This window comes from Bradyrhizobium lablabi (assembly GCF_001440475.1).
GTDB classification, from domain to species: Bacteria; Pseudomonadota; Alphaproteobacteria; order Rhizobiales; family Xanthobacteraceae; genus Bradyrhizobium; species Bradyrhizobium lablabi.
Window position 1 is genome coordinate 70637 of the sequence record NZ_LLYB01000123.1, and the last position, 21129, is coordinate 91765.

The 21129-nt window shown below is 63.3% G+C and carries 24 protein-coding genes, 1 tRNA gene and 1 pseudogene; 14 read left to right on the top strand and 12 right to left on the bottom strand.

Annotation, left to right across the window (positions count from 1 at the left end; all coding sequences use genetic code 11):
• Nucleotides 1–99 precede the first annotated feature (99 nt).
• Both CQ14_RS34205 and CQ14_RS34210 read left to right on the top strand, forming a co-directional pair.
• The gene (locus CQ14_RS34205) at nucleotides 100–525 is read left to right on the top strand and encodes an Hsp20 family protein (protein WP_057839164.1); all 426 of its coding nucleotides are present in this window, start codon (nucleotides 100–102) and stop codon (nucleotides 523–525) included.
• 49 nt (nucleotides 526–574) lie between these two features.
• Nucleotides 575–841 carry a BQ00720 family protein gene (locus tag CQ14_RS34210; RefSeq protein WP_028347912.1) on the top strand — a complete coding sequence of 89 codons (267 nt, stop codon included), beginning with the start codon at nucleotides 575–577 and terminating at the stop codon, nucleotides 839–841.
• A gap of 156 nt (nucleotides 842–997) precedes the next feature.
• Here the strand turns inward: CQ14_RS34210 and CQ14_RS34215 are convergent, their stop codons facing one another.
• From CQ14_RS34215 to CQ14_RS45015, 9 genes are all read right to left on the bottom strand, one after another.
• The gene (locus CQ14_RS34215; RefSeq protein WP_063800460.1) at nucleotides 998–2686 is read right to left on the bottom strand and encodes a methyl-accepting chemotaxis protein; all 1689 of its coding nucleotides are present in this window, start codon (nucleotides 2684–2686) and stop codon (nucleotides 998–1000) included.
• A 117-nt stretch (nucleotides 2687–2803) separates the two neighbouring features.
• Nucleotides 2804–3265: a PTS IIA-like nitrogen regulatory protein PtsN gene (gene ptsN / locus CQ14_RS34220; RefSeq protein WP_057862167.1), complete on the bottom strand. Its 462-nt coding sequence runs from the start codon at nucleotides 3263–3265 to the stop codon at nucleotides 2804–2806.
• A gap of 229 nt (nucleotides 3266–3494) precedes the next feature.
• The gene (hpf, locus tag CQ14_RS34225; RefSeq protein WP_057862168.1) at nucleotides 3495–4097 is read right to left on the bottom strand and encodes a ribosome hibernation-promoting factor, HPF/YfiA family; all 603 of its coding nucleotides are present in this window, start codon (nucleotides 4095–4097) and stop codon (nucleotides 3495–3497) included.
• 85 nt (nucleotides 4098–4182) lie between these two features.
• Nucleotides 4183–5832: an RNA polymerase factor sigma-54 gene (gene rpoN, locus CQ14_RS34230; protein ID WP_057862169.1), complete on the bottom strand. Its 1650-nt coding sequence runs from the start codon at nucleotides 5830–5832 to the stop codon at nucleotides 4183–4185.
• A 197-nt stretch (nucleotides 5833–6029) separates the two neighbouring features.
• Complete coding sequence (gene lptB / locus CQ14_RS34235; protein WP_057862170.1) at nucleotides 6030–7037, bottom strand: LPS export ABC transporter ATP-binding protein; 1008 nt, start codon at nucleotides 7035–7037, stop codon at nucleotides 6030–6032.
• 195 nt (nucleotides 7038–7232) lie between these two features.
• A complete protein-coding gene (locus CQ14_RS34240) occupies nucleotides 7233–7916 on the bottom strand; it encodes an LptA/OstA family protein (RefSeq protein ID WP_199805689.1) in 684 nt (227 codons plus the stop codon).
• Nucleotides 7917–7921: 5 nt separating this feature from the next.
• Nucleotides 7922–8650, bottom strand: coding sequence for an LPS export ABC transporter periplasmic protein LptC (gene lptC, locus CQ14_RS34245; protein ID WP_057862172.1), 729 nt, complete (start codon nucleotides 8648–8650; stop codon nucleotides 7922–7924).
• A 129-nt stretch (nucleotides 8651–8779) separates the two neighbouring features.
• Nucleotides 8780–9394 (bottom strand): ribonuclease D, encoded by a 615-nt coding sequence (locus CQ14_RS34250; RefSeq protein ID WP_057862173.1) that lies wholly within the window; start codon nucleotides 9392–9394, stop codon nucleotides 8780–8782.
• Between the two features lie 178 nt (nucleotides 9395–9572).
• Nucleotides 9573–9749: a hypothetical protein gene (locus tag CQ14_RS45015; RefSeq protein ID WP_199805690.1), complete on the bottom strand. Its 177-nt coding sequence runs from the start codon at nucleotides 9747–9749 to the stop codon at nucleotides 9573–9575.
• A gap of 192 nt (nucleotides 9750–9941) precedes the next feature.
• On the opposite strand from CQ14_RS45015, the gene CQ14_RS34255 reads away from it, so the two are divergent.
• The 8 genes from CQ14_RS34255 to CQ14_RS47260 all read left to right on the top strand — a co-directional run bounded on the left by CQ14_RS34255 (nucleotide 9942) and on the right by CQ14_RS47260 (nucleotide 15168).
• Nucleotides 9942–10184, top strand: a complete 243-nt coding sequence (locus CQ14_RS34255; RefSeq protein WP_057862174.1) for a hypothetical protein — start codon at nucleotides 9942–9944, stop codon at nucleotides 10182–10184.
• Nucleotides 10185–10328: 144 nt separating this feature from the next.
• The gene (locus CQ14_RS34260) at nucleotides 10329–11615 is read left to right on the top strand and encodes a tetratricopeptide repeat protein (protein ID WP_057862175.1); all 1287 of its coding nucleotides are present in this window, start codon (nucleotides 10329–10331) and stop codon (nucleotides 11613–11615) included.
• Nucleotides 11616–11806: 191 nt separating this feature from the next.
• On the top strand, nucleotides 11807–12202 hold the full coding sequence (locus CQ14_RS34265; protein WP_057862176.1) for a hypothetical protein: 396 nt from the start codon (nucleotides 11807–11809) through the stop codon (nucleotides 12200–12202).
• A 386-nt stretch (nucleotides 12203–12588) separates the two neighbouring features.
• The gene (locus tag CQ14_RS34275; protein WP_156435758.1) at nucleotides 12589–13071 is read left to right on the top strand and encodes a hypothetical protein; all 483 of its coding nucleotides are present in this window, start codon (nucleotides 12589–12591) and stop codon (nucleotides 13069–13071) included.
• Between the two features lie 93 nt (nucleotides 13072–13164).
• Complete coding sequence (locus CQ14_RS34280; RefSeq protein ID WP_156435760.1) at nucleotides 13165–13467, top strand: hypothetical protein; 303 nt, start codon at nucleotides 13165–13167, stop codon at nucleotides 13465–13467.
• A 64-nt stretch (nucleotides 13468–13531) separates the two neighbouring features.
• A complete protein-coding gene (locus CQ14_RS34285; RefSeq protein ID WP_156435762.1) occupies nucleotides 13532–13693 on the top strand; it encodes a hypothetical protein in 162 nt (53 codons plus the stop codon).
• Between the two features lie 140 nt (nucleotides 13694–13833).
• Entirely contained in the window at nucleotides 13834–14475 is a 642-nt protein-coding gene (locus tag CQ14_RS34290) for a hypothetical protein (protein WP_057862181.1), read from the top strand.
• A 390-nt stretch (nucleotides 14476–14865) separates the two neighbouring features.
• Complete coding sequence (locus tag CQ14_RS47260; protein ID WP_245320745.1) at nucleotides 14866–15168, top strand: hypothetical protein; 303 nt, start codon at nucleotides 14866–14868, stop codon at nucleotides 15166–15168.
• A 110-nt stretch (nucleotides 15169–15278) separates the two neighbouring features.
• Here the strand turns inward: CQ14_RS47260 and CQ14_RS34295 are convergent.
• Nucleotides 15279–15365: transfer RNA gene (locus CQ14_RS34295), tRNA-Leu, on the bottom strand.
• A gap of 148 nt (nucleotides 15366–15513) precedes the next feature.
• Between CQ14_RS34295 and CQ14_RS34300 the strand changes: the two genes are divergently transcribed.
• Complete coding sequence (locus CQ14_RS34300) at nucleotides 15514–16482, top strand: complex I NDUFA9 subunit family protein (protein ID WP_057862182.1); 969 nt, start codon at nucleotides 15514–15516, stop codon at nucleotides 16480–16482.
• 171 nt (nucleotides 16483–16653) lie between these two features.
• On the opposite strand, the gene CQ14_RS34305 is transcribed toward CQ14_RS34300, so the two are convergent.
• Nucleotides 16654–17460, bottom strand: coding sequence for an undecaprenyl-diphosphate phosphatase (locus tag CQ14_RS34305; protein WP_057862340.1), 807 nt, complete (start codon nucleotides 17458–17460; stop codon nucleotides 16654–16656).
• A 293-nt stretch (nucleotides 17461–17753) separates the two neighbouring features.
• On the opposite strand from CQ14_RS34305, the pseudogene CQ14_RS34310 reads away from it, so the two are divergent.
• From CQ14_RS34310 to CQ14_RS34320, 3 genes and pseudogenes are all read left to right on the top strand, one after another.
• Nucleotides 17754–18329: pseudogene (locus CQ14_RS34310) on the top strand (glutathione S-transferase family protein); the annotation flags it as partial.
• Nucleotides 18278–19465 carry a tRNA epoxyqueuosine(34) reductase QueG gene (queG, locus tag CQ14_RS34315; protein WP_057862183.1) on the top strand — a complete coding sequence of 396 codons (1188 nt, stop codon included), beginning with the start codon at nucleotides 18278–18280 and terminating at the stop codon, nucleotides 19463–19465. The pseudogene CQ14_RS34310 and the gene queG, both read left to right, overlap by 52 nt.
• A gap of 43 nt (nucleotides 19466–19508) precedes the next feature.
• Nucleotides 19509–20315, top strand: coding sequence for an acyl-CoA thioesterase domain-containing protein (locus CQ14_RS34320; RefSeq protein WP_057862184.1), 807 nt, complete (start codon nucleotides 19509–19511; stop codon nucleotides 20313–20315).
• 194 nt (nucleotides 20316–20509) lie between these two features.
• Here the strand turns inward: CQ14_RS34320 and CQ14_RS34325 are convergent, their stop codons facing one another.
• The gene (locus tag CQ14_RS34325) at nucleotides 20510–20977 is read right to left on the bottom strand and encodes a nuclear transport factor 2 family protein (RefSeq protein ID WP_057862185.1); all 468 of its coding nucleotides are present in this window, start codon (nucleotides 20975–20977) and stop codon (nucleotides 20510–20512) included.
• Nucleotides 20978–21129 lie beyond the last annotated feature (152 nt).

A 21129-nucleotide genomic window follows, 5' to 3' on the forward strand; every position in this document is an offset into this window, starting at 1 on the left:
ATCACCCCCATATTGTTCGTTGACCGGACGGCAAGTCGGCCGGCCGGTTGAATGGGGCGCCGCAAGGGCCCCTCAAAGTCGCTTCGAGAGGACTTTGTGATGTCTCGTGTTCCTTCGTTATCCAGTCCGTTCCTGCTTGGGTTCGACGAAATCGAGCGTGCGCTCGATCGCGTCGTCAAAGGCGCCGACGGTTATCCTCCCTACAACATCGAGCGGTGCGACCGTGCCAACGGCCAGCCCGAGCGCCTGCGCATCACGCTGGCGGTGGCGGGTTTTACCCGCGACCAACTCGATGTGACTACTGAGGAAAACCAACTCGTGATCCGGGGCCGCCAACAGGACGACAAGGCCCGGCAATACATCCATCGCGGCATCGCCGCGCGCCACTTCCAGCGCACCTTCGTGCTGGCGGAGGGGATGCTGGTGCTGGGCGCGGATCTGAAAAACGGGCTGCTGTCGATCGACCTCGCCAGGCCGGAGCCTGAAAGGGTCGTTAAGACAATAGCTATCAATGAGCACGAATAATGGAACAAGTAGCGGACTCGACCGCTTAGACCCAGAAGGAGTCGAGACCATGAGTGACGTGAGTGTGACCTTCGAATCCGAAAAGGTTTCCGTCGAGGCACTGGCCCATCTTGGTGAAGGCCACATCGCCTACGTGAAACAAGTCCGTTCCGAGGACGTACCGGGACTGTTTCCGCAGGCGCCGAAAATCGCGCCAGGACTGAAACTGTTCGCGCTGCATGCCGCCGACGGCACCCCGATCATGCTGACCGACAGCCGGGAAGCTGCGATCGCCAACGCATGGAGCAACGAGCTTCAGGCCGTCAGCGTGCACTGACGCGGCCTGGCCGCTGTCGCTGAAGCAGCACGCGCTGCTTCAGTCGCGCGGCGGTCGCCGGGAAACGCTGACGTGACGGCCGATTGAGGCCGCAACGAGAGTTTATCATACGCGGGCGCGTCCTTCAGGACCGGCCCGCGTATTTTTTTGCGCCTCTTACGCCGCGCGAACGGTGGAGAGGAACTTCTCCACCTCGCCCTTGAGATGGTTGCTCTGTCCGAGCAGCGAGCGGGCCAGCCCGTGCACATGCGTCGAGGCCGTGCCGGTGTCGGTCGCGCCGCGGTTGACGTCGGTGATGCTGCCCGCGACCTGGGTCGCGCCCTGCGCCGCCTGCTGCACGTTGCGCGAGATTTCCTGCGTCGTGGCGCCCTGCTCTTCCACGGCTGCGGCGATCGCCTGCGAGATTTCCGCGATGCGGCCGATCGTGCCGCCGATTTCCTGGATCGCCGACACCGACTGGTTGGTCGCCGACTGCATCTGGCCGATCTGATCCGAGATTTCCTCGGTCGCTTTCGCGGTCTGCGCGGCCAACGCCTTGACCTCGGAGGCGACGACCGCAAATCCGCGTCCCGCCTCGCCGGCGCGCGCGGCTTCGATCGTGGCGTTCAGCGCCAGCAGGTTGGTCTGCTCGGCGACCGCGCTGATCATCTTGACCACTTCGCCGATCCGGCTGGCGGACTGGGCGAGGTCGGCGATCCGCGCGTTGGTCTGCTCGACCTGGCTGACCGCCTCGCACGATATCTTGTGCGAGTCCTGCACCTGGCGACTGATCTCCGACACCGATGAGGCCATCTCTTCCGCAGCCGCCGCGGCGGACTGCGCGTTGGCCGAGGATTGCTCCGATGCGGAGGCAACGGTAGCCGAAAGCACCTGGGTGACTTCGGCGGTCTTGGTCAGTTGCCCGGCCGATGATTCCAGTTCGGACGAGGCGCTCGACACGGTCTGGATGATTTTTCCGATTGCGGCATCGAAGCCGTCGGCCATCTGCTGCATCGCGGCCTTGCGTTCGCCGTCGGCCTTCTGTTTCAGGTTCGCCTGCTCGGATTCCATCGACTGAACGCGCAGCGCGTTGTCCTTGAACACCTGGACCGCGCGCGCCATGGCACCCACTTCGTCATCGCGGCTGAGCGCCGGGACAGAGACGGCGAGATCACCGCCGGCCAGGCCCTTCATCACGGAAGTCATTTGCGCGATCGGGCTGATAACGCCAAACGCCACGCCGAAGATGCCGGCGCCGATGATGAGGAACACCACGGCCGAAACGCCCCACAGCACCAGTGTGAAGGTGCTCACGCGCTCCGTTGCCGCGACTTCCGTCGCCGCGTTCTGGTCGTTGGTCTGCTTGACGATGTCGTCAATGATGGCGCGATGCGCGGCATAACGCGCGGCGATCTCGGCATAGGATTTTGTCGCAGCAGCGCTGTCACCCTTGGCGAGCGCGGGCAACAGGCCTTGCTCAATCGCAGTCCAGAAGCGCTTCACTTCGCCGTCGGATTTTTCGACCAGCTTGGTCTTGAGCACCGGATCGAGATCGGACTTCACCCAGAATGCGTGCCGCTCGTCATATTCCTTCTTGAGCTGGGCAAGCCGGTCACGATGCGCCGCAAGCTTCGCCGGATCATGCAGCACGAGGGTGGCCTCGAGATAGGCTTCGATGACATATTCCGGCGGCGGCAGGATGTCGGCGATGAGGTCGTTGCCGAGCTTGATCTGGTTGTAGAGCGGGCCGCCGACCTTGAGCTGCGATAGCCCGTAAACACTGGTGGCAATCACGGCACCGAGCCCCAAGGCGGTGACCAATCCGAAAATCAATATCGCGCGCGAAATCGTCAGCCGCAGCGTCATGGCAATGTTCTCCGGGCAATATGGAAAAATCCCAGCGCCCGAAATAACCGCTATTTAGCTTAAAATTGCGTTTAACTCGTTCTCTACCGACAGGAGAACCGCCGTTCCTGAACGGAACTACGCCGCGCTCGCCGGCGGCAGCGCCAGCACCGAGTAGATCGCCTGGGCGTCGCGCGAGGCGCGCAGCTTCTTGGCGACGTCGACGTCACGCAGCAGCCGGGCGATTCGCGCCAGCGCTTTCAGATGATCGGCGCCGGCGCCTTCCGGGGCCAGCAGCAGGAAGATCAGGTCGACCGGCTGGCCGTCCATCGCCTCGAAATCGATCGGGCGTTCGAGACGGGCGAACAGCCCGAACAGCTTTTCGAGTTTCGGCAGCTTGCCGTGCGGAATGGCAACGCCATAGCCGACAGCGGTGGTGCCGAGCTTCTCCCGCTGCAGCAGCACCTCGAATACCGCGCGCTCGTTCTGGCCGGTCAGGGCGGAGGCGCGCGCCGCCAGTTCCTGCAGCGCCTGCTTCTTGCTGATGACCTTCAACGCGGGGAGAATCGCCTCGGGTGCGACCAGATCGGTAATCGTCATGGGGCGTTCCGAGGTGAATAACCGTCAGGTTGGCAGATAGGTTCTAGAACCGGGGCGATCAAGAAGATGAGACGGGAGGCGGGGTTAGTCCGGGTCCCGATTTGCTGGGCTTCTACTCCAACGCTTGGCCGGTGCCAACTCCCGGATGCGGGTTCCTGCACTGCCATCGTTAAGGGCGGCGGACCATAGGGAGGGCGCCCCAGGGCGTCAATGCGGTTGGCCATATAAGTCAGGGGGTAACCGCCGGGGGGTCGACCCATCCGACATTGCCGTCCGTCCGGCGGTAAATGATGTTCACCCGGCCGCTGGACCCATGCTGGAATACGATGCAGGAGGCCCCGGTCAGGTCCAGTTCCATGACCGCCTCGCTGACCGAAAGCCGCTTCAGCGATGTGGTCGCCTCGGCAATGATGACGGGGCTGTAGGAGGTGACCTCCTCGTCGCCTTCCGCCGGCGCCTCGATCACGTAGCTCGGCGCGTCGAGCACCGGGGTGTCGATCTCCGCCAGCGCCGCCGAGGCCGCGTAGGCCTTGCGGGCCGAGCGGTCCTTGAGCCGGCTCTTGTAGCGGCGCAGGCGCTTCTCGATCATCAAAAGCGCCTGGTCGGCGCTGGCATAGGCGTCGGTGGCGTTGGAATCGGCCTCCAGCGTGATCCCCGAATCAAGGTGCAGCGCGCAATCGGTGCGGAAGCCGAAGCCGTCCTTGCTCAGCGTAATGTGGCCGGAATAGTTTCCATCGAAATATTTCCTCAAAACCTCATCGGTCCGCTCGCTGACGCGCGCACGAAGCGCCTCGCCGACGCTGATGCTTTTGCCGGAGATTCGAAGGGTCATTTGATGCCTCGCTTGATGGCTCGACTGGTCTTCCCGGACCGGCTCCTGGGGGAACTGAGACTATCGCGATCTGACGCGAACGCAATCAGGCTGGCGCCGTGTCGCGGGACCGGTCGGAGGAGGTGGCGGGAGCAGAAAGTGCGTTACCGAGCATGCTCTGTTTGTCCCGGCGGCGCTGGACCGAGGAAGGAATACGCATGGCCTCGCGGTATTTCGCGACCGTGCGGCGGGCAATATCAATGCCGGATTCGCGCAATCGTTCCACGATCGTGTCGTCGGAGAGGATCGCGCTCGGGGCTTCCGCGTCGATCAATTGCTTGATGTGGTGACGGACCGCCTCCGCCGAATGCGCCTCGCCACCGTCGGCCGACGCAATCGAGGCGGTGAAGAAATATTTTAGCTCAAAGCTGCCGCGATTGGTCGCCATATATTTGTTGGCGGTGACCCGCGACACCGTCGATTCGTGCATCTGGATCGCGTCCGCCACCGCCTTCAGATTCAGCGGCCGCAGATGCGCGACGCCATGGGTGAAGAAGCCGTCCTGCTGGCGCACGATTTCGGTCGCAACCTTCAGGATGGTGCGGGCGCGCTGATCGAGCGCGCGAACCAGCCAGGTCGCGTTCTGCAGGCAATCGGTGAAATAGGATTTGTCGCCGTCCTTGCGGATCGTCTTCGACAGCTCGGTGTAATAGACCTGATTGACCAGCACGCGCGGCAAGGTGTCGCTGTTGAGCTCGACATGCCAGCCGCCGTCGGGGCCGGGCCGCACATAGACGTCGGGCACCATGGTTTGCGTGCGCGCCGAGCCGAACTTCAGGCCGGGCTTGGGATCGAGGCGGCGGATTTCACCGATCATGTCGGTGATGTCTTCGTCGTCGACGCCGCACAATTTGCGCAAGGCGGCAATGTCGCGCCGCGCGAGCAGGTCGAGATTTTCCACCAGCGCCTGCATCGCGGGGTCGTAGCGGTTGAGTTCGCGGAGCTGGATTGCAAGGCACTCGCTCAAATTCCGCGCGCAGACGCCTGGCGGATCGAACTTCTGCAGCACGGTGAGCACGGCATCGACGTCGGCCTGGGCGGCGCCCAGGCGCTCGGCGGCCTGCCCCAGATCCGGCGGCAGGTAGCCCGCGTCGTCGACCAGGTCGATCAGGTATTGTCCGATCATGCGCTGCGCCGGCGCGCTGAACGCCACGGCAAGCTGCTCGGCGAGGTGGCTGCCGAGCGTCACCTCGGCGGCGACGAAGGCTTCGAGATTGTAGTCGTCATCGTTGGAGGCGCCGCCGCCCCATTCGGTATAGGCGGTGGGCGCGGCATCCTGCGCGGCGCGCGCGGCAGCTTCTGCGGGCTCCTCGGAAAAGACGTTGTCGAGGGGGGTGTCGAGCGTCTGCTCGATCTCGGCGCGGCTGCCGAGGTCGCGGTTCAGCCAGTCCTCCTGGCCGGGCTCGAAGGCCTCCCCGCCCCCGCCTGCGGCCATCTCGGAGGCATCGCTGCCGCCTTCATCGCCAAAGCTGCCGGAATCCGAAAACTCGGCCCCCTCGGCGGCCGGCTCGCCAGCGACCGGGGGCTCGGGGCCGTCGCTGGCACGCTCCAGCAGCGGATTGCGCTCCAGCTCCTCTTCGACGAAGGCCGAGAGGTCGAGATTCGACAATTGCAGCAGCTTGATCGCCTGCATCAATTGCGGCGTCATCACCAGCGACTGCGACTGGCGGAACTCTAATCTCTGCGTCAGCGCCATGAGAACAAGAACCGATCCACTGAAAGTTGGTCCGATTCTTGCTTATATTAGTCCAAAGCCCTTGTACACGTCTTGACGGATGCAAAAAACGGGCTATGGCGCGACCGGCACCAGCGAAGGCCGATTTCGGGCCCTGGCGTCCTACGGTTTTCTGAATAAACGCAAAACCTTAGCACCAACCGTCCGCGTAACGCGCACTACAATCGGAATTCCTCGCCAAGGTAAAGGCGGCGTACATCCGGATCGTTGACGATTTCTTCCGGGCTGCCTTCGGTCAGGATCTGCCCAGCGTAGACGATATAGGCGCGGTCGGTCAGGCCGAGCGTTTCGCGCACATTGTGGTCGGTGATCAGGACGCCGATGCCACGGTTGGTGAGATGGCGGACCAGGTCCTGAATGTCGCCGACCGCGATCGGATCGATGCCGGCAAAGGGCTCGTCGAGCAGCATGTAGTTCGGACGTGTCGCCAGCGCGCGCGCAATTTCGACGCGGCGGCGCTCACCACCGGACAGCGCGATCGAGGGCGATTTGCGCAGGCGCGTGACGTTGAATTCGTCGAGCAACGCGTCGAGCTCGCGCTCGCGCTTCTTGCGGCTGGGCTCGACCACTTCGAGCACGGCGCGGATGTTCTGCTCCACGGTCAGGCCGCGGAAGATCGAGGCTTCCTGCGGCAGATAGCCGATGCCGAGCCGCGCGCGCTGATACATCGGCAGCTTGGTCACGTCGTGGCCGTCGAGCTCGATGGCGCCGCGATCCGCCTTGATCAGACCGGTGATCATGTAGAACACCGTGGTCTTGCCGGCGCCGTTCGGACCGAGCAGGCCGACCGCCTCGCCGCGGCGGACATAGATGCTGACGCCGCGTACCACTTGGCGCGTGCCGAAACTTTTTTCCACGCTATGCACGGCGAGAAAGCCGGGTCGCTTGATCAGATGCGGCGCTTCGCCGCCATTGGCCTTGGCCTTGGGCCGCGGCGCCGGGCCCCGCGAACGTGGCCGCTCTTCGCGCGGCGGTTCGACGTCGGGCTCGGACTGCGGCAAGGGCAGCGAGGCGGCACGCGCCATCGGCGGCGCATCGCGCACCGGGCTCGCCATCATGTCACCGAAGGAATCGCCGAGCGCCGTGATGTCCTCGCGCGAACGCGCAAACCCCGGTACACCGCGTTTCGCGGGGCGTCGACGGAACATGCCGAGTAAATCCACCATCCCGCTTCGCTTAAGCCTTTCACGGTGATCCCGCGACGCGCCCGCCGGCGAATCGCTACGCCCGCGAACCATGAATGAATGGATGTCCCCTGCCCAGCGAAACACCCCGCTGTGCGCCCTGCCCTGTAGATACAGGCTCGCACCTCAAGCTTCAACCATGCGCGCCCATAAGAATCTTTAAAGCACTGATCTAGCTTATTTTTTACCGGGGATCAGCGACGGTATCTGCACGGGAGCGGCAGCCGGTTTGGAGCCGCCCGACCCGGACCCGCAATTCTCGCCCTGGATGAACATGCCCTGCACCTTGCCGCTGTCGGATTCGACCCGCGACACGCCGGTGGTCATGTCGACCTTGAGGCGGTCGCCCCGGAGCACGTTCTTGCACTGGGTGAGCACGACGCCACCGACCATGGTGATGAGGTTGGCCCGCGTATCGAAGATTGCGGTCTCGCCGGTCACGACCTGGTCCTTCTGCGTCACCACGACCGAGCCCTTGGCTTCGAGCCGGCGGATCGACGAACTGCCGCCGGGTCCGGGGGTCGCGGACTGCATCGATCCGGATTTCGATCCCTTCGGCGCGGCAGGCTGCGGCGCGGCCTGATCCGAGCCGGAGTCGTAAAACACCACCAGCGACTTCGAGGTCATGGTGGTGTCGCCCTGCACGACCTTCACGTTGCCAGAGAAGGTCGCCTCCTTTTTCTTGTCGCGCATTTCGAGCGACGCCGCCTCGATCTGGATCGGCTGATCGCGGTTTTGCGAAAAGCCCTGCATCGCATTCGGCACGCCCGACATCGCGCCTTGCGCGAAGGCGTTACCGGAGGCGGCCAAGGCGAGCGCAAGTGCTGCTGCCGCAAAACTGCGCGAAGAAGACTTCATCATGAACTTCATTTCGTGTTGGCGGACTTGCCGGTGACGGACCGCGTCTTCGGCGGCGGCGCAGGCTCCGGCTCAGGCTCGGGCGCCGGAGGACTTTCCATGATCAGGTTCATCACGACATTGCCTTCGAAGCGCACCACCTCGCCGCTATTGATGATCCTCAGCCGGTCGGCGCGCAGCGTGCCGTTGAGCAGCTTGACGTCGACCGGCTCGTCCGACGTCACCGAACCCTTGTTGATGTCGACGTAGGCTTGCGACAGCTTCGCCTCATAGCCGGTGGAGGATTGCAGGAAGATATCCTTGCGCAGGTCGAGCATCTGCTGCTTGCTGTCGAAGAAGCCGGTGCGCGCATCCATCGTCACCGAGCTCTTGTCCTCCATCATGACCTTGGCCCGCAGCGTCTGGAGCTCGACGTGATCGGGGTTGGTCAGATCCTGGATCGCGGCCTTGGCCCACAATTCGTAAGGGCGCTGATCGGTGGAGAAGCCGGCGAGGTGCGGCGTTTCCATCGTGATCTTGGTGCCTGACACCACGAGATTGCTGATGTCGACGGGCAGGTTCAGCACCGTCTTGAACGGGTTCAAGAAGACCTGGATCAGGACGATACTGGCGAGCGCCAGTACCACGGCTGCCGGAACCGCAACCCGCAGCATCCGCACCATCCGGCTGTGACGGGCGGCCGCTTTGAAGCGGACCTCCAGTCCGGGGTCGTAAGCTGGGTTCTGTATCGAATTCACCGCGGCTCCAGAGACGCTCAGAGGGCGTCATTCTACCCGCTATCGCGGGATTATGCAGCCTGGACACGCGCTATGAGTGTGACCGAAACGGGGCGGAACGGGGCTCCGCGGCGCTTCAAATGGTCCCGGTCACGAATGCGCGAAGATGTCCTCGGCCTCCCAGCCGCCGAGATCGAGCCTGGCCCGGGTCGGCAGGAAGTCGAAACAGGCCTGCGCCATGGCGGTGCGCCCCTCGCGCGCCAGCACGGCATCGAGCCGCTCGCGCAAGGCGTGGAGATGCAGCACGTCGGAGGCGGCGTAAGCAAGCTGCGCCTCGCTGAGGCTCGCCGAGCCCCAGTCGCTCGACTGTTGCTGTTTCGAGAGGTCGATGTTGAGCAGTTCGCGCACCAGATCCTTCAGGCCGTGGCGGTCGGTATAGGTGCGGGTCAGCCGCGAGGCGATCTTGGTGCAGTAGACCGGCTGCGGCATCACGCCAAAGGTGTTGTAGAGCACCGCGACATCGAAGCGCGCGAAGTGAAAGATTTTCGTGATGGCTGGATTGGCCAGCAGCGCCTTCAGGTTCGGCGCATCGGTGTGGCCTTGCGGGATCTGGATGACATCGGCGCTGCCGTCGCCGTTCGACATCTGCACCACGCAGAGCCGGTCGCGATGCGGGTTGAGCCCCATGGTCTCGGTATCGATCGCCACCGAATCCTTGTAGCGGGACAAATCGGGCAGATCGCCGCGATGCAGGCGGATGGTCATGAAGGAAAGCCTCGTGTCTCTGGTCAAATCGACGGAAACACTAGCGCCGGGAGCCGCGGGACGCGAGCCACCGGGCATGGCTTATAGGGTGGGAATTTGCGGCTTCGCCAGGATTTTTGCACGCGCGACGTGCATTCCCCGGCCTTGCCGCGACGCGGTCGCGACGGCGTGGCCGGCCTTATTTTGGAGCATTCGGACGAGCGGCCTTCTCGTCGGACAATGTCGGCGGCTGCAGCTCCGGACTATTGGCCCAGCGGTCAAGATTCTCGATGACCCTGGCGTGGCTCGGTCGTCGCGGCGGCGGACATTCCTGCTCTTCGGACAGCTTACGCGGCAGCTTGATGTGCTCTGTCATGGCCGTACTCCAACGGCCAGATCATGCGCCCGGGCTAACCGTAGATCAACAACTAAAATATTGTTTTTGCTGATGTATTTAGCCAACTTGACGTCGGAATCTGGTTTGATGGAACCAGCCGCAACGGCGTGCGTTGAGTAAGCGGCTCAATTGGACAACCCTGCTCAACTTCCTCAATCAGGACCTCTTGCCATGGCTGATACCCGCGGTGAACGGCTCCAGGTGATGCTCTCCCCCGAGGAACTGACCGTGATCGATGATTTCCGCTTCAGGCATCGCATGCCGACGCGCGCTGCTGCGGTGCGCGAGCTGTTGAAGCTGGGGCTGACGGTTGCGACGGCCGACGGCAACGGGATGAAATCCAGCGATTATGGCGTGTTCAGCCGTGGCCCGGACGGACACACGTCGGAGCACGATCCTGATCCGGCGGCATAGCCGGCAGGTCTATCGCGTCACGGCGGTCGCGGGCTCGCTCGCGCTTCAAAAGAAGTTCGCCCGCGGAGTAGCCCGGCGACCCCGAACCCGATGCACCTCCACAGCGACCAAATCCTTGGCGATTTGGTATCGAGGTGGGGGGCTATGGTTCGCAACGTCATATTGCTGCTCGTGCTTGCCCTCGGCCTCGCCGCCTGCTCGCCATCGGACGACTTCGCGGCCTGCACGGCCCGTGACGGCGGCCCCAAGGCCATCAGCGCCTGCTCGCGCGTCATCCTCATCACAAAAATCCTTCCGCTCGGCCAGCAATTCAAGACCCACGACCTCGCCAAGGTTTACATGGCCCGCGGGCGCCAGCTCGCAGCCCAGGGCGAACTCGATTCCGCGATCGTCGATTTTGGCGAGGTGATCCGGCTCGAACCGCGTGAGACGCAGCCTTTGCTCGAACGGGCCGCCGCCTACCAGAAACTAGGCAAACACGATCTCGCCATCGCCGACCTGAGCGAACTGATCCTCCGCGACGCGCGGCGTGCAAGTCACTACGCCGCGCGCGGCAAGGCCCATCAGGCAAAGGGGGACGACGAGAGCGCGCTCAGGGATCTCAACCAGGCGATCGCGATGGATCCGGGCGATCCGTTCTACAAGGTTGCGCGGGCGGCGAGCCACCGCCGCAAGCGCGACTACGACCGCGCCATTGCCGACGCCACTGCAGCGATCGCGATCCAGCCCTACTTCGCCGTGTTCTATGTCGAGCGGGCCGACAGCCTGCTGCGCAAAGGCGGCAACGCCGAGCGCGCGCTCGCCGACCTCGATCAGGCGATCAAGCTCGAGCCTGGCCTGGCCGTCGCGCACAGCCGCCGCGCCACCGCGCTCGCCTTGATGAAAGCGCACGGCGAGCCGCTCGCCGAAGCCGAGGAAGGCGTGCGGCTCGATCCGAAATCGGCCGAGGCGCGCGTCACGCGCGGCACGATTGCGCTCGCCGCCGGCCAGCGTGAGCGCGCGGCGGCCGATTTCGACGAGGCGATCCGCCTCGATCCCGGACATGCCGAGGCCTATGAGGCCCGCGGCATCCTGCGGCGCGCCGCCGGCGACCTCGATGGCGCCACCAGGGATTTCAGCGAGGCGATCCGCCTCGACCCGCGCATGGTCGGCCCCTATGTGCAGCGCGGCGGCATGTTTCGCGAGCGTGGCGCGCACGACAAGGCGCTCGACGACTTCACGCTCGCGATCCGCAACGCGCCGATGCAGGCGGGCCTCTATGTCGAGCGTGCGCAAAGCCAGGAGAAGCTTGGCCGGCTGACCGAAGCGCTCGACGATTTCCGAGTAGCGCGCGGGCTCGATCCGCGGATGCCTGCTGCCAGCGAAGGCTATGTGCGCATCGAGGCGGCGTTCGCCGCGAGCGGCCGGCCGAAGCCGTCGGAAAATCCCTGAGTTCGTTGCGCAAGAGGGCCTGCTGGTGGCGGTCTGCACGAACAGCACCGACCGATCACTACAGTTTGAATTAGGCTCTTAAGCAGACCGTAGCGCCTGCTCGCTTAGAGGTTATTCCATATCCCTGGAGGCCCACGCAGGTTGTAGGCCAGAAATGGGCGGTCTCCCACTCGTGGCGGAGCATCTACCTCATGAAACGGTTCTTCCGCCGTCTGACCGCTTCCTTGAGACAGGACGATTTGTTCGAGCGCGTCGTTTTCGTTTTAACTGGTCTGCTGTTCGGTGGGCTCGGGGTAGCGCTACTGGCTTTCCTGTCGACGGATGCGAGCGCGTCACGCATGGCCAAAGTTTTCCTTTGGCCGCTCGCAGTCCTGCTCACGTCCGCGGGAGGACTAATGGCTGCGCGTTGCGCCCTGCCGGCGCAATCGCGACTTGCTCGATGCCTGGACAGCAATCTGCCCGATGCTGGGTGGTTGGAGGAAAACGTTTTCTTGATTGTTGTCATCTATTTGCCGGCCATCTTGCTCACGTTGCTGATGCGTCGTCTCGGTATTCGGGGCCAGCGCATGGCGGAATCCGCACAATGATCGCGGTCCGTTGCAGACCAACTATTGAACCCGATCAACGCGACGGATGGCATCTCATCCTTCGGACGGGCGAGCCCTTCGACTACGCGACCCCATTTCGACAAATGTTGGCCAGCATCGCCGACGTCCTGAGCCGGGAGGCTCCAGCTTGTATCAAGTTGCCCGCCTACGAGGATCATGAGGACTTCGTGGAAGGCACGCTTAGTTCGGCGACGAGACGATCCGCACATATTACGAACACTCACTCAGCTATCTCGCCTTGATGAGCAGCAGCGCGAATACGCTTCGAAAGATAGCTGACCGTCTCGCACCGCTTGTGCAGATCGCGTCGCAACGGCCCGAGGCGTGAAGCAATAATGAAGTTCCTGGATCGAGACGAAGCGAGCTTGTTGGACAGGAAACTTCGTCGTGAAATCGCCGAACACGCTGGTCCGAAATTCGTCCTCTATTACGAGAGTGGCGGCCGCGATTACCGCCGCGCCGCCGATTCTATCGTGCAATCGGCCGGGAGCTTTTCCGAGGCTACGGTGCTTTTCTCGTTCTGCGTCAGCGGCGACGGATGGGACGAGCACTCCGCGACCGACGAGAGGTGGAAACGCTACAGAAGGTGGCGAACCGCAAATAACGAGGAGCGCCGACTGTATGAAGCGCCTGGCCATCGGTTCGAACCGTGCGATGTCGATCAGTTTTCCAGAACGATCGAGTTTGCGCTTGAGCTTGGCTGGGACGCTTTGGTGGCGGCGAGGCCCGGCCGGCAGCTTCTGTTCCTCTCGCACGACGATCGGCTGGAAATCTATCGGGGTTTTGCAGGCGGGTCGCTGGTCAGGCAATTGACCGAGCTCGGATTTTCGCGCCGCGCTGATCAGTAACGAACGCTTTGCAGAATGGTCAATCGGCAGCCCCTTGCGATCGTGATCCGGATATCGGGGGTCACCTTATTGCGGCCTGACTTGGAGACAGCGTTGGGGCTGCCTCTGGACCGTTACGAGCAGCCAACGGATCGCGTCTCTGCGTATGCCCAGATCGACATTCCAGATGATCAGGACCGATGGGCTGCCGCTCTCGATTGCGTTCAGTCGATCGGCGCTCGCCTACAGCGGCTGGTCTCGGAAAACCTCATTGAATCCCCGCAGATGGACATTGCGGTGGCATTTCCTTCATCGGCCGTTATGAGGTCCCTGGTAATTCCTGCACAACTGACTGCCGCAGCGGGTGAGGCAGGGATGGAGATCGGCATCTCCATCTATCTAAGCAGTGACGCCTGAGGTCCGCAAAATGGGCGAACGATCGCGATCACCAGAGACTGAGGCAGATGCAGCGAAGCTGAGCTTGCAGGAGCTGAACGGCTGGATCGGCCACGCCGAACTCAGGACATCGCATTTGAAACTCTCCGTCTCGCTCAAGAAGTTGGCGATGAAACGCCTGGTCTGGCTCGAAGCCCAGCGCGAGAGGCTTCATGGCGTGCCCGCCCCGGATCGCGGCCGGTTCTGATTCATCCCGATGAGCAAGAAACACCATAGGCCGCCTCAGGGGCTCGCCCTCGCCTCGTCGATAGAATTCAACTGGCGAGGTCCATTGGTCGGCACCTTGACGGAATCTGGATCGGATGCTGGCGTGACAGGCCTGAGCACTTGACGCGCGTCGAAGGCGCGTTGCAGCTCGTCAAGCAGCATAGTCCCCTGGACTACGCACGCATCACCCGCGAGCTTGAACGCGTTTGGGTGCGCCTGCTGCCGCACAGCCTTGGCGAATACAACCATTCACTCAGGGCCTGCGTCCTCGACGAGCGATATGTGGCCGACCCGGCCACGACGGTCGAGCAGATCGCATCAACGATCGTGCATGAAGCCACGCACGCAAGGCTCGAACGATGCGGGATCGAATACGAGGAACAGCGGCGCACGAGAATCGAGACCATCTGCTTCCGCCGAGAGCTAGCCTTTGCCGCTTGCTTGCCCGACAGCGCCGAACTGCAGGAGGGCATTGCACGATGTTTGGAGTGGTATCCGGCCAATCCAGAGCAGTTCAGCGATGCTCACTTTGAAAAGGCTCACGCGGAGGGCGCAGTTGAAGCGCTGCGCTATCTGCAGGCCCCTGACTGGATCATCCGAGCCTTCTCGATATCTCTGCCAATCTTCCGCCGGGCGAGGAGTTTCTTCCGTTTCGAATGGCGGCGAATCGGCCGCCGCCCGTTGCAGGTTCGAAGAATGAAGCCAGGCGAAAAAGGCGATATCGTCGACCCGAACGTTGGCGACTCGCGCCCGACAAGCTGAAAAAGCCGGTAGCTATAAATGCCTCCATCGCCGATTCCGCCCAGACTATTCGTCATCTTTGCGAAGAGCGCGCATGAAGCCGTGATTTTCAGGCGCGGACCGACAATTTGGTATCACGTCATTCGCTGGAACACTCGGAATGATACCTTTTTCAGGGGAGCCTGGTTCAAGGGGCGCATTTATCCCGAGAAATGCGACTTGTCGCCGGATGGAGAGCTGCTCTTGTACTCCGTGCATCAGGGGAGTCGCGTGCAAGCAAGTTATACTGATGCCTGGACAGCGATCAGTCGCACGCCCTGGCTGACCGCTATAGGGCTATGGCCCCAGGGAACAACGTATGGAGGAGGCGGTCGTTTCACAGATAATCGCAGCGCCATCATCAGGGGGTGTATGAGCGCGCACCCCGATCATCCCGGTGCCGGGATTTCCATCATTTTTGGCGATGTACCTCACCATGTCTCATCCGAAGAAGTTGAAGGCTCGGAATGGTCGGGGCGTGATCAGAATGGACGATTGGTGTTCGCTCAAAATGGCCTGCTGATGCACAGAAATGCCGAAGGCGTTGATAATTGCCTGGCGGACTTCAATGGTTACACACCTGATCCGCAGCCTGCGCCGCCATCCGCCGGCCGACCATTGAGCGCCCTCCGGCTAAGAAGCAAACCGCGAAGCAAAAAGAAGCAGGGTCGATAGCCTGCTCGCCGCAGTCATGGCTCGGCGGGCATTCATCGCGCTGTGACCGGTTTCGTGCACCGGTCAGCGGACCACCCAGGCCGCATTCAGAGAATCATGGGCAAGGGCAATGGTGCCCAGGAAAGGACTCGAACCTTCACGGCCGTGAAGCCACTGGCACCTGAAGCCAGCGCGTCTACCAATTCCGCCACCTGGGCCCGGGCGGGTTAGTAAGGAACGGTCACGCGCTTGTCAAATCGCTTCATCGCTGCCCGAATACGCTGTACAGCGGGGGCGCGTTGGCGTATCGCGAATCCGCTAAATCCCACCGATATCGTTCGAATTTGACCGGCAGGAATTGACCCGATGACATCGAACCTGGAAACGCTTGTTACGGTCTTTGGCGGATCGGGGTTTCTCGGGCGAAACGTGGTCCGCGCGCTGGCCAAGCGCGAATACCGGATCAGGGTGGCGGTGCGGCGGCCGGAACTGGCCGGGCACTTGCAGCCGCTCGGCCGGGTCGGCCAGATCCACGCCGTGCAGGCCAATCTCCGCTATCCGGCCTCGGTGGAGGCGGCGATGCGCGATTCGGCGGTCGCCATTAACCTGGTTGGCGTCCTGGCCGAGAGCGGTGCGCAGACCTTTGACGCCGTCCAGGCCAAGGGAGCCGAAACGGTCGCGAAGACCGCCGCGGCCGCTGGCGCCCGAATGGTGCACGTCTCCGCGATCGGCGCCGACGAAAACTCCCCCTCGGCCTACAGCCGCGCCAAGGCGGCCGGCGAGAAGGCCGTGCTGGCGGCGGTGCCCTCGGTCGCCATCCTGCGGCCGTCGCTCCTGTTCGGGCCCGAGGATCAGTTCACCAACCGCTTTGCTTCGCTGGCCCGGATCTCGCCGTTCCTGCCGCTGATCGGCGGCGGCGAAACCCGGATGCAGCCGGCCTATGTCGCCGACGTTGCGGCCGCGGTGGCCAATGCCGTCGACGGCAAGACCAAGGCGGGCGCAACATACGAGCTCGGCGGCCCGGAAGTGCTGACCATGCGCGAGATCATGGAAGTGATTCTGAAGATCACCGAGCGCAAGCGCATGCTGCTGTCGCTGCCGTGGGGACTGGCGAAGATGCAGGCGATGTTCCTGCAGTTCGCGCCGGGCCCGCTGAAGCTGACGCCGGACCAGGTGATGCTGCTGCAGTCGGACAATGTGGTGTCTGATGCCGCCAAGGCCGCGGGGCTCACGCTGGAGGGGCTCGGCATCACCCCCGATTCGCTGGAGGCGGTCGCCCCGCAATATCTGTGGCGCTTCCGTTCCGCCGGGCAGTTTCAGCGCAGGAGCGCGTAAGGCTCCCAAGCGGTATCGACCTCTTGAACCCTCATGGTGAGGAGGCGCGTAGCGCCGTCTCCGGACGATGCTGTGCATCGCCGGGCGAACCACGAGGCCCCGCTGGTGCCATTCATCCTTCGAGATGCCGCTTCGCGGCTCCTCAGGATGAGGTCTGACACCTGACGAACCCTACCTTCCCAGCGCCAGCGCGATCAGGCCCGCCGTGCCGGCGACGACGCGCCACCATGCGAAAAACGTGAAGCCGTGGCGGGTGACGTAGGTGAGGAAGCTCTTCACCACGATCGCCGCCGTGATGAAGGAGACCACGAACCCGATCGCGAGGACTCCGACGTGATCGATCGTCATCTCGGCGCGGTTCTTGTAGAAATCATAGGCGAACGCGCCGATCATGGTCGGGATCGCCAGAAAGAACGAGAACTCCGCCGCCGACCGCTTGTCGCCGCCGAGCAGCATCGCGGCGACGATGCTGGCGCCGGAGCGCGACACGCCGGGAATCATCGCCACGCACTGCGCGACGCCGATCCACAGATACATCATGAGCGGATACCGCGTGGCGTCATCCTCGGTCGGCTTCAGCTCGAGCTGATCGACCCACAGCAGGATCGCGCCGCCGACGATCAGCGTGAAACACACCACCCACGGATTGAACAGCAGCTCCTTGATGTATTTGCCGCCGATCAGGCCGATGACTACGGCCGGCAGGAACGCCACCAGCACGCCGATCACGAAGCGGCGGTCGTCGGGATTGGTGAACATCCCGAGCGCGACGCGCCACAGCTTGCCGAAATACAGCATGACGATGGCAAGGATGGCGCCGAGCTGAATCAGGATCACAAAACTCTGCCAGAAGGCGCCCTCGCCGAGGCCGAAGAAGCGTTGCGCAAGCAGCATATGTCCCGTCGAGGAGACGGGAAGAAATTCCGTGATACCCTCGATGATGCCGAGAATCACCGCCTTCACTGCATCCGACATCATGGTGTGGTCCATTCTGGCTGGAAAAAGCGCGTTCTTCTCGCCTATTCCTCCCCATGCCGCAATCGCAAAAAAACGCCAAACATAGGTTGCCTGATGCGCCTGCTTGGCTAGTGTCCCGATTCGCACGACGCGGTTTGAGGGTTCCTTAAGGCGCGATTTTACCCCAAGGATTTCATGTACACGCTCTATCACCACCCGTTCTGCCCGCATTCGCGCTTCATTCGCCTGGTGCTCGGCGANACACGGCCTCGACCTGCGCCTGGTGGAAGAGCGGGCATGGGAGCGGCGCGAGNGGTTTTCTTGCGCTCAATCCTGCCGGCACCACGCCGGTGTTGATGGCCGACGGCTTTCCGCCGATCCCCGGCGCCGGCATCATCGCCGAATATCTCGACGAGACGCACGGGCTGGAAGCCGGCGACCGGCGGCTGTTGCCGGCCTCGATGGGCGAGCGTGTCGAGGTGCGCCGGCTGATGGCGTGGTTCAACGAGAAATTCTTCGAGGAGGCCTCCAACCCGCTGGTGACCGAGCGTATCTACAAGCGCTTCATGAGCGAGGAGAATGGCGGCGGGGCGCCGTCCACCGACGTAATCCGCGCGGCCAAGGTCAATGTGCGCTATCATCTGGCCTATATCGGCTGGCTGGCGCAGACGCGGAATTTCCTCGCCGGCGACCGCCTGAGCTACGCGGACCTCGCCGCCGCGGCGCATCTTTCGGCGATCGATTATCTGGGCGATGTGCCATGGAGCGAGGACGACGCGGCAAAGGCGTGGTACGCGCGGGTCAAATCCCGCCCGTCGTTCCGCCCGCTGCTGAGCGAATGGCTGGCGGGCGTGCCGGCGTCGCGAACCTACGTGGACCTCGACTTCTGAATTCGAAGCTCTCGCCAGCCGATCTGAAAGACGCGCTCGCCCGCGAAGCGCAGTCCCTCGGCTTCGACTGCATCGGCGTCACCGATCCCGATGCGATTAGCCAGGCCGGAAAATATTTCCGCGAATTCCTCGCCGCCGGCGGCCATGGCGACATGGACTGGCTCGCGGCGCGCCCCGAACGGCGAATGGACCCGCGCGTGCTGTGGCCGGGCGTCCGCTCGATCATCATGCTCGGCGTCAATTACGGACCCACCGAAGATCCGCTCGCGCTTCTTGCCCAGCGCACCAGCGGGGCGATCTCGGCCTACGCGCAGGGCGACGACTATCACGACGTCATCAAGAAGCGGCTGAAGGCGCTGGCGCGGTGGCTGGTCGCGGCCTCCGGCGACGAAGTGAAGGTGTTCATCGATACCGCGGCCGTGATGGAAAAGCCGCTGGCACAGGCGGCGGGAATTGGCTGGCAGGGCAAGCACACCAACCTGGTCTCGCGCGAATTCGGCTCATGGCTGTTTCTCGGCGCGATCTTCACCGCATCCGGGCTGCCGCGCGATAGCGCCGACACCGATCATTGCGGCTCCTGCAATGCCTGCCAGGAGATCTGCCCGACCGCGGCTTTCCCGGCGCCCTACAAGCTTGATGCGCGGCGTTGCATTTCCTATCTCACCATCGAGAACAAGGGCCCGATCCCGCACGAATTTCGCAAGGCCATCGGCAACCGCATCTATGGCTGCGACGATTGTCTCGCGGTGTGCCCGTGGAACAAGTTCGCGCAAGAGGGCCGCGAAGCGAAGCTCGCCGCCCGCGCTGAACTGCGCGCGCCACAGCTTTCCGACCTCGCGCGGCTCGACGACACCGCGTTTCGCGCGCTGTTTTCGAAATCGCCGGTCAAGCGCATCGGCCGCGACCGCTTCATTCGCAATGTGCTGATCGCGATCGGCAACGCGGAGGATCCGTCGCTGGCGGCGGAGGCCGAACTATTGCTTGATGACGCAAGCCCGCTGGTCCGCGGCGCGGCGGTGTGGGCATTGTCGCAGTTGGTGAACCGCGAGAGATTCAACGCGCTGGCCGCGAAGGCGCTTGGCGCCGAGACGAATGAGGACGTTCGGGCCGAGTGGCGCCTCGCCACCGCTGCTTGACCCTCTTGATTTCACGGAATGAAATCCGTCATGGTCACCGGCCATGACAAAAAATCAGCCCTTTTTCACCCACGACCGCGCCAGCGATACCTTCATGCCCACGCCGGTTTCGAACGGCCCGTGGGACCCCAATTCGCTGCACGGCCGCGTCGTCATCGGCCTGCTGGCGCATGTGATCGAGCAGCGCCACGGCTCCGACGATTTCGTGCCGGCGCGGCTCACCGTCGACATGTTTCGCCTGCCGAACATCACGACGCCGATCGAGGTCAGGAGCAAGCAGATCCGCGACGGCCTGCGCATCAGGGTGGTGGAGGCCGAGTTCTTTTCCGGCGGCATCAGCATGGCGCGCGCCTCCTGCCAGCTATTGCGCAAGACGGAAAATGCGCCGGGCAATGTCTGGTCGCCGCCGAACTGGGACGCGCCGAAGCCCGCGGACATTCCAAAGCCCACCGATCCTCGCCTCGGCATGAACGGCAAATGGACCACGCGACCGATCGTCGGCCACATGGGTTCGCTCGGGCCGCGGCGTCTCTGGATGAGCGAGGTGCGCGAACTGGTCGAGGGCATACCGATGTCGCCCTTCGTCCATGTTGCGACCGGCGCCGATTTCGCCAGCCCCTTCGCCAATGCCGGCGACCAGGGGTTGGGCTACATCAACAGCGACGTCACGCTCTACCTGCACCGCCTTCCCGTGACGCCGTGGGTCGGCTTCGAGGTGGTGAACCACCACGCCACCGACGGTGTCGCGATCGGCGAATGCTGGCTCTATGACGAGCAGGGACCGATCGGGACATCGACGGTGGCAGCACTGGCGCAGCGCAAGCCGATGGCCAAACCGCCGCCACCGTAGTTCTTGCCGTTGGTGCGCACGCTCTCTCATCCGTCATTGCCTGCGACAAACGCGAAGCGTTGTGCAAGGGAGCAAAGCGACGAAGCAATCCATGCCTCCGCGTGCGCTGACAGATGGGTTGCTTCGCGGAGCCTGTCATCGGGCGCGCGCTCGCGCGACCCGTTGGCTCGCAATGACGGCGGACAGATGGACGCTCAGGCCAAATGCCGCTTCATCTCCGGCCGCGCCTTCAGCGCCGCGCCCTGCTTGGCGACGATCTTTGTGATCCGCTCCGGCGCAAATTTCAGGTCGACAAAAGCCGGCGCGGTGTTGGCGACCTCGTGATACTCCACGATCTTGCCGTCGCGCAGCCGCATGATCGCGACGCCCTCGAACATCGCCCGTGCGCCTTGCGCTTCCGGCAGCGTCGAGCGGTAGCTGAACGTGTAGCGCGCATAGAGCGTCTCGCCGTCGCTGACGGGATCGTGCATGTCCCAGCGAAAATCTGTCGCCGTGCGATAGAACCAGTCCTCGATCATGCCGGCGATCTTCGCCCGGCCTTCGAACGCGCCGTAGAACACGTCGTGATAGACGCCGTCCTCGGTGAACAATTCCGCGAACGCACGGCCGTTGCGCTGTTCGACGGCATCGCAGAAAGAGCGGAGCATGGTGGTGGCGTTCATCGTATGTCTCCCGGATGCGCTTCTTCCCCTCTCCCCTTGTGGGAGAGGGTGGATCAATCGCGCGGAAGCGCGATTGANCTGTCTCCGCGGAAAGAACCCCCTCATCCGCCTTCGCTTCGCGAAGGCACCTTCTCCCACAAGGGGAGAAGGAA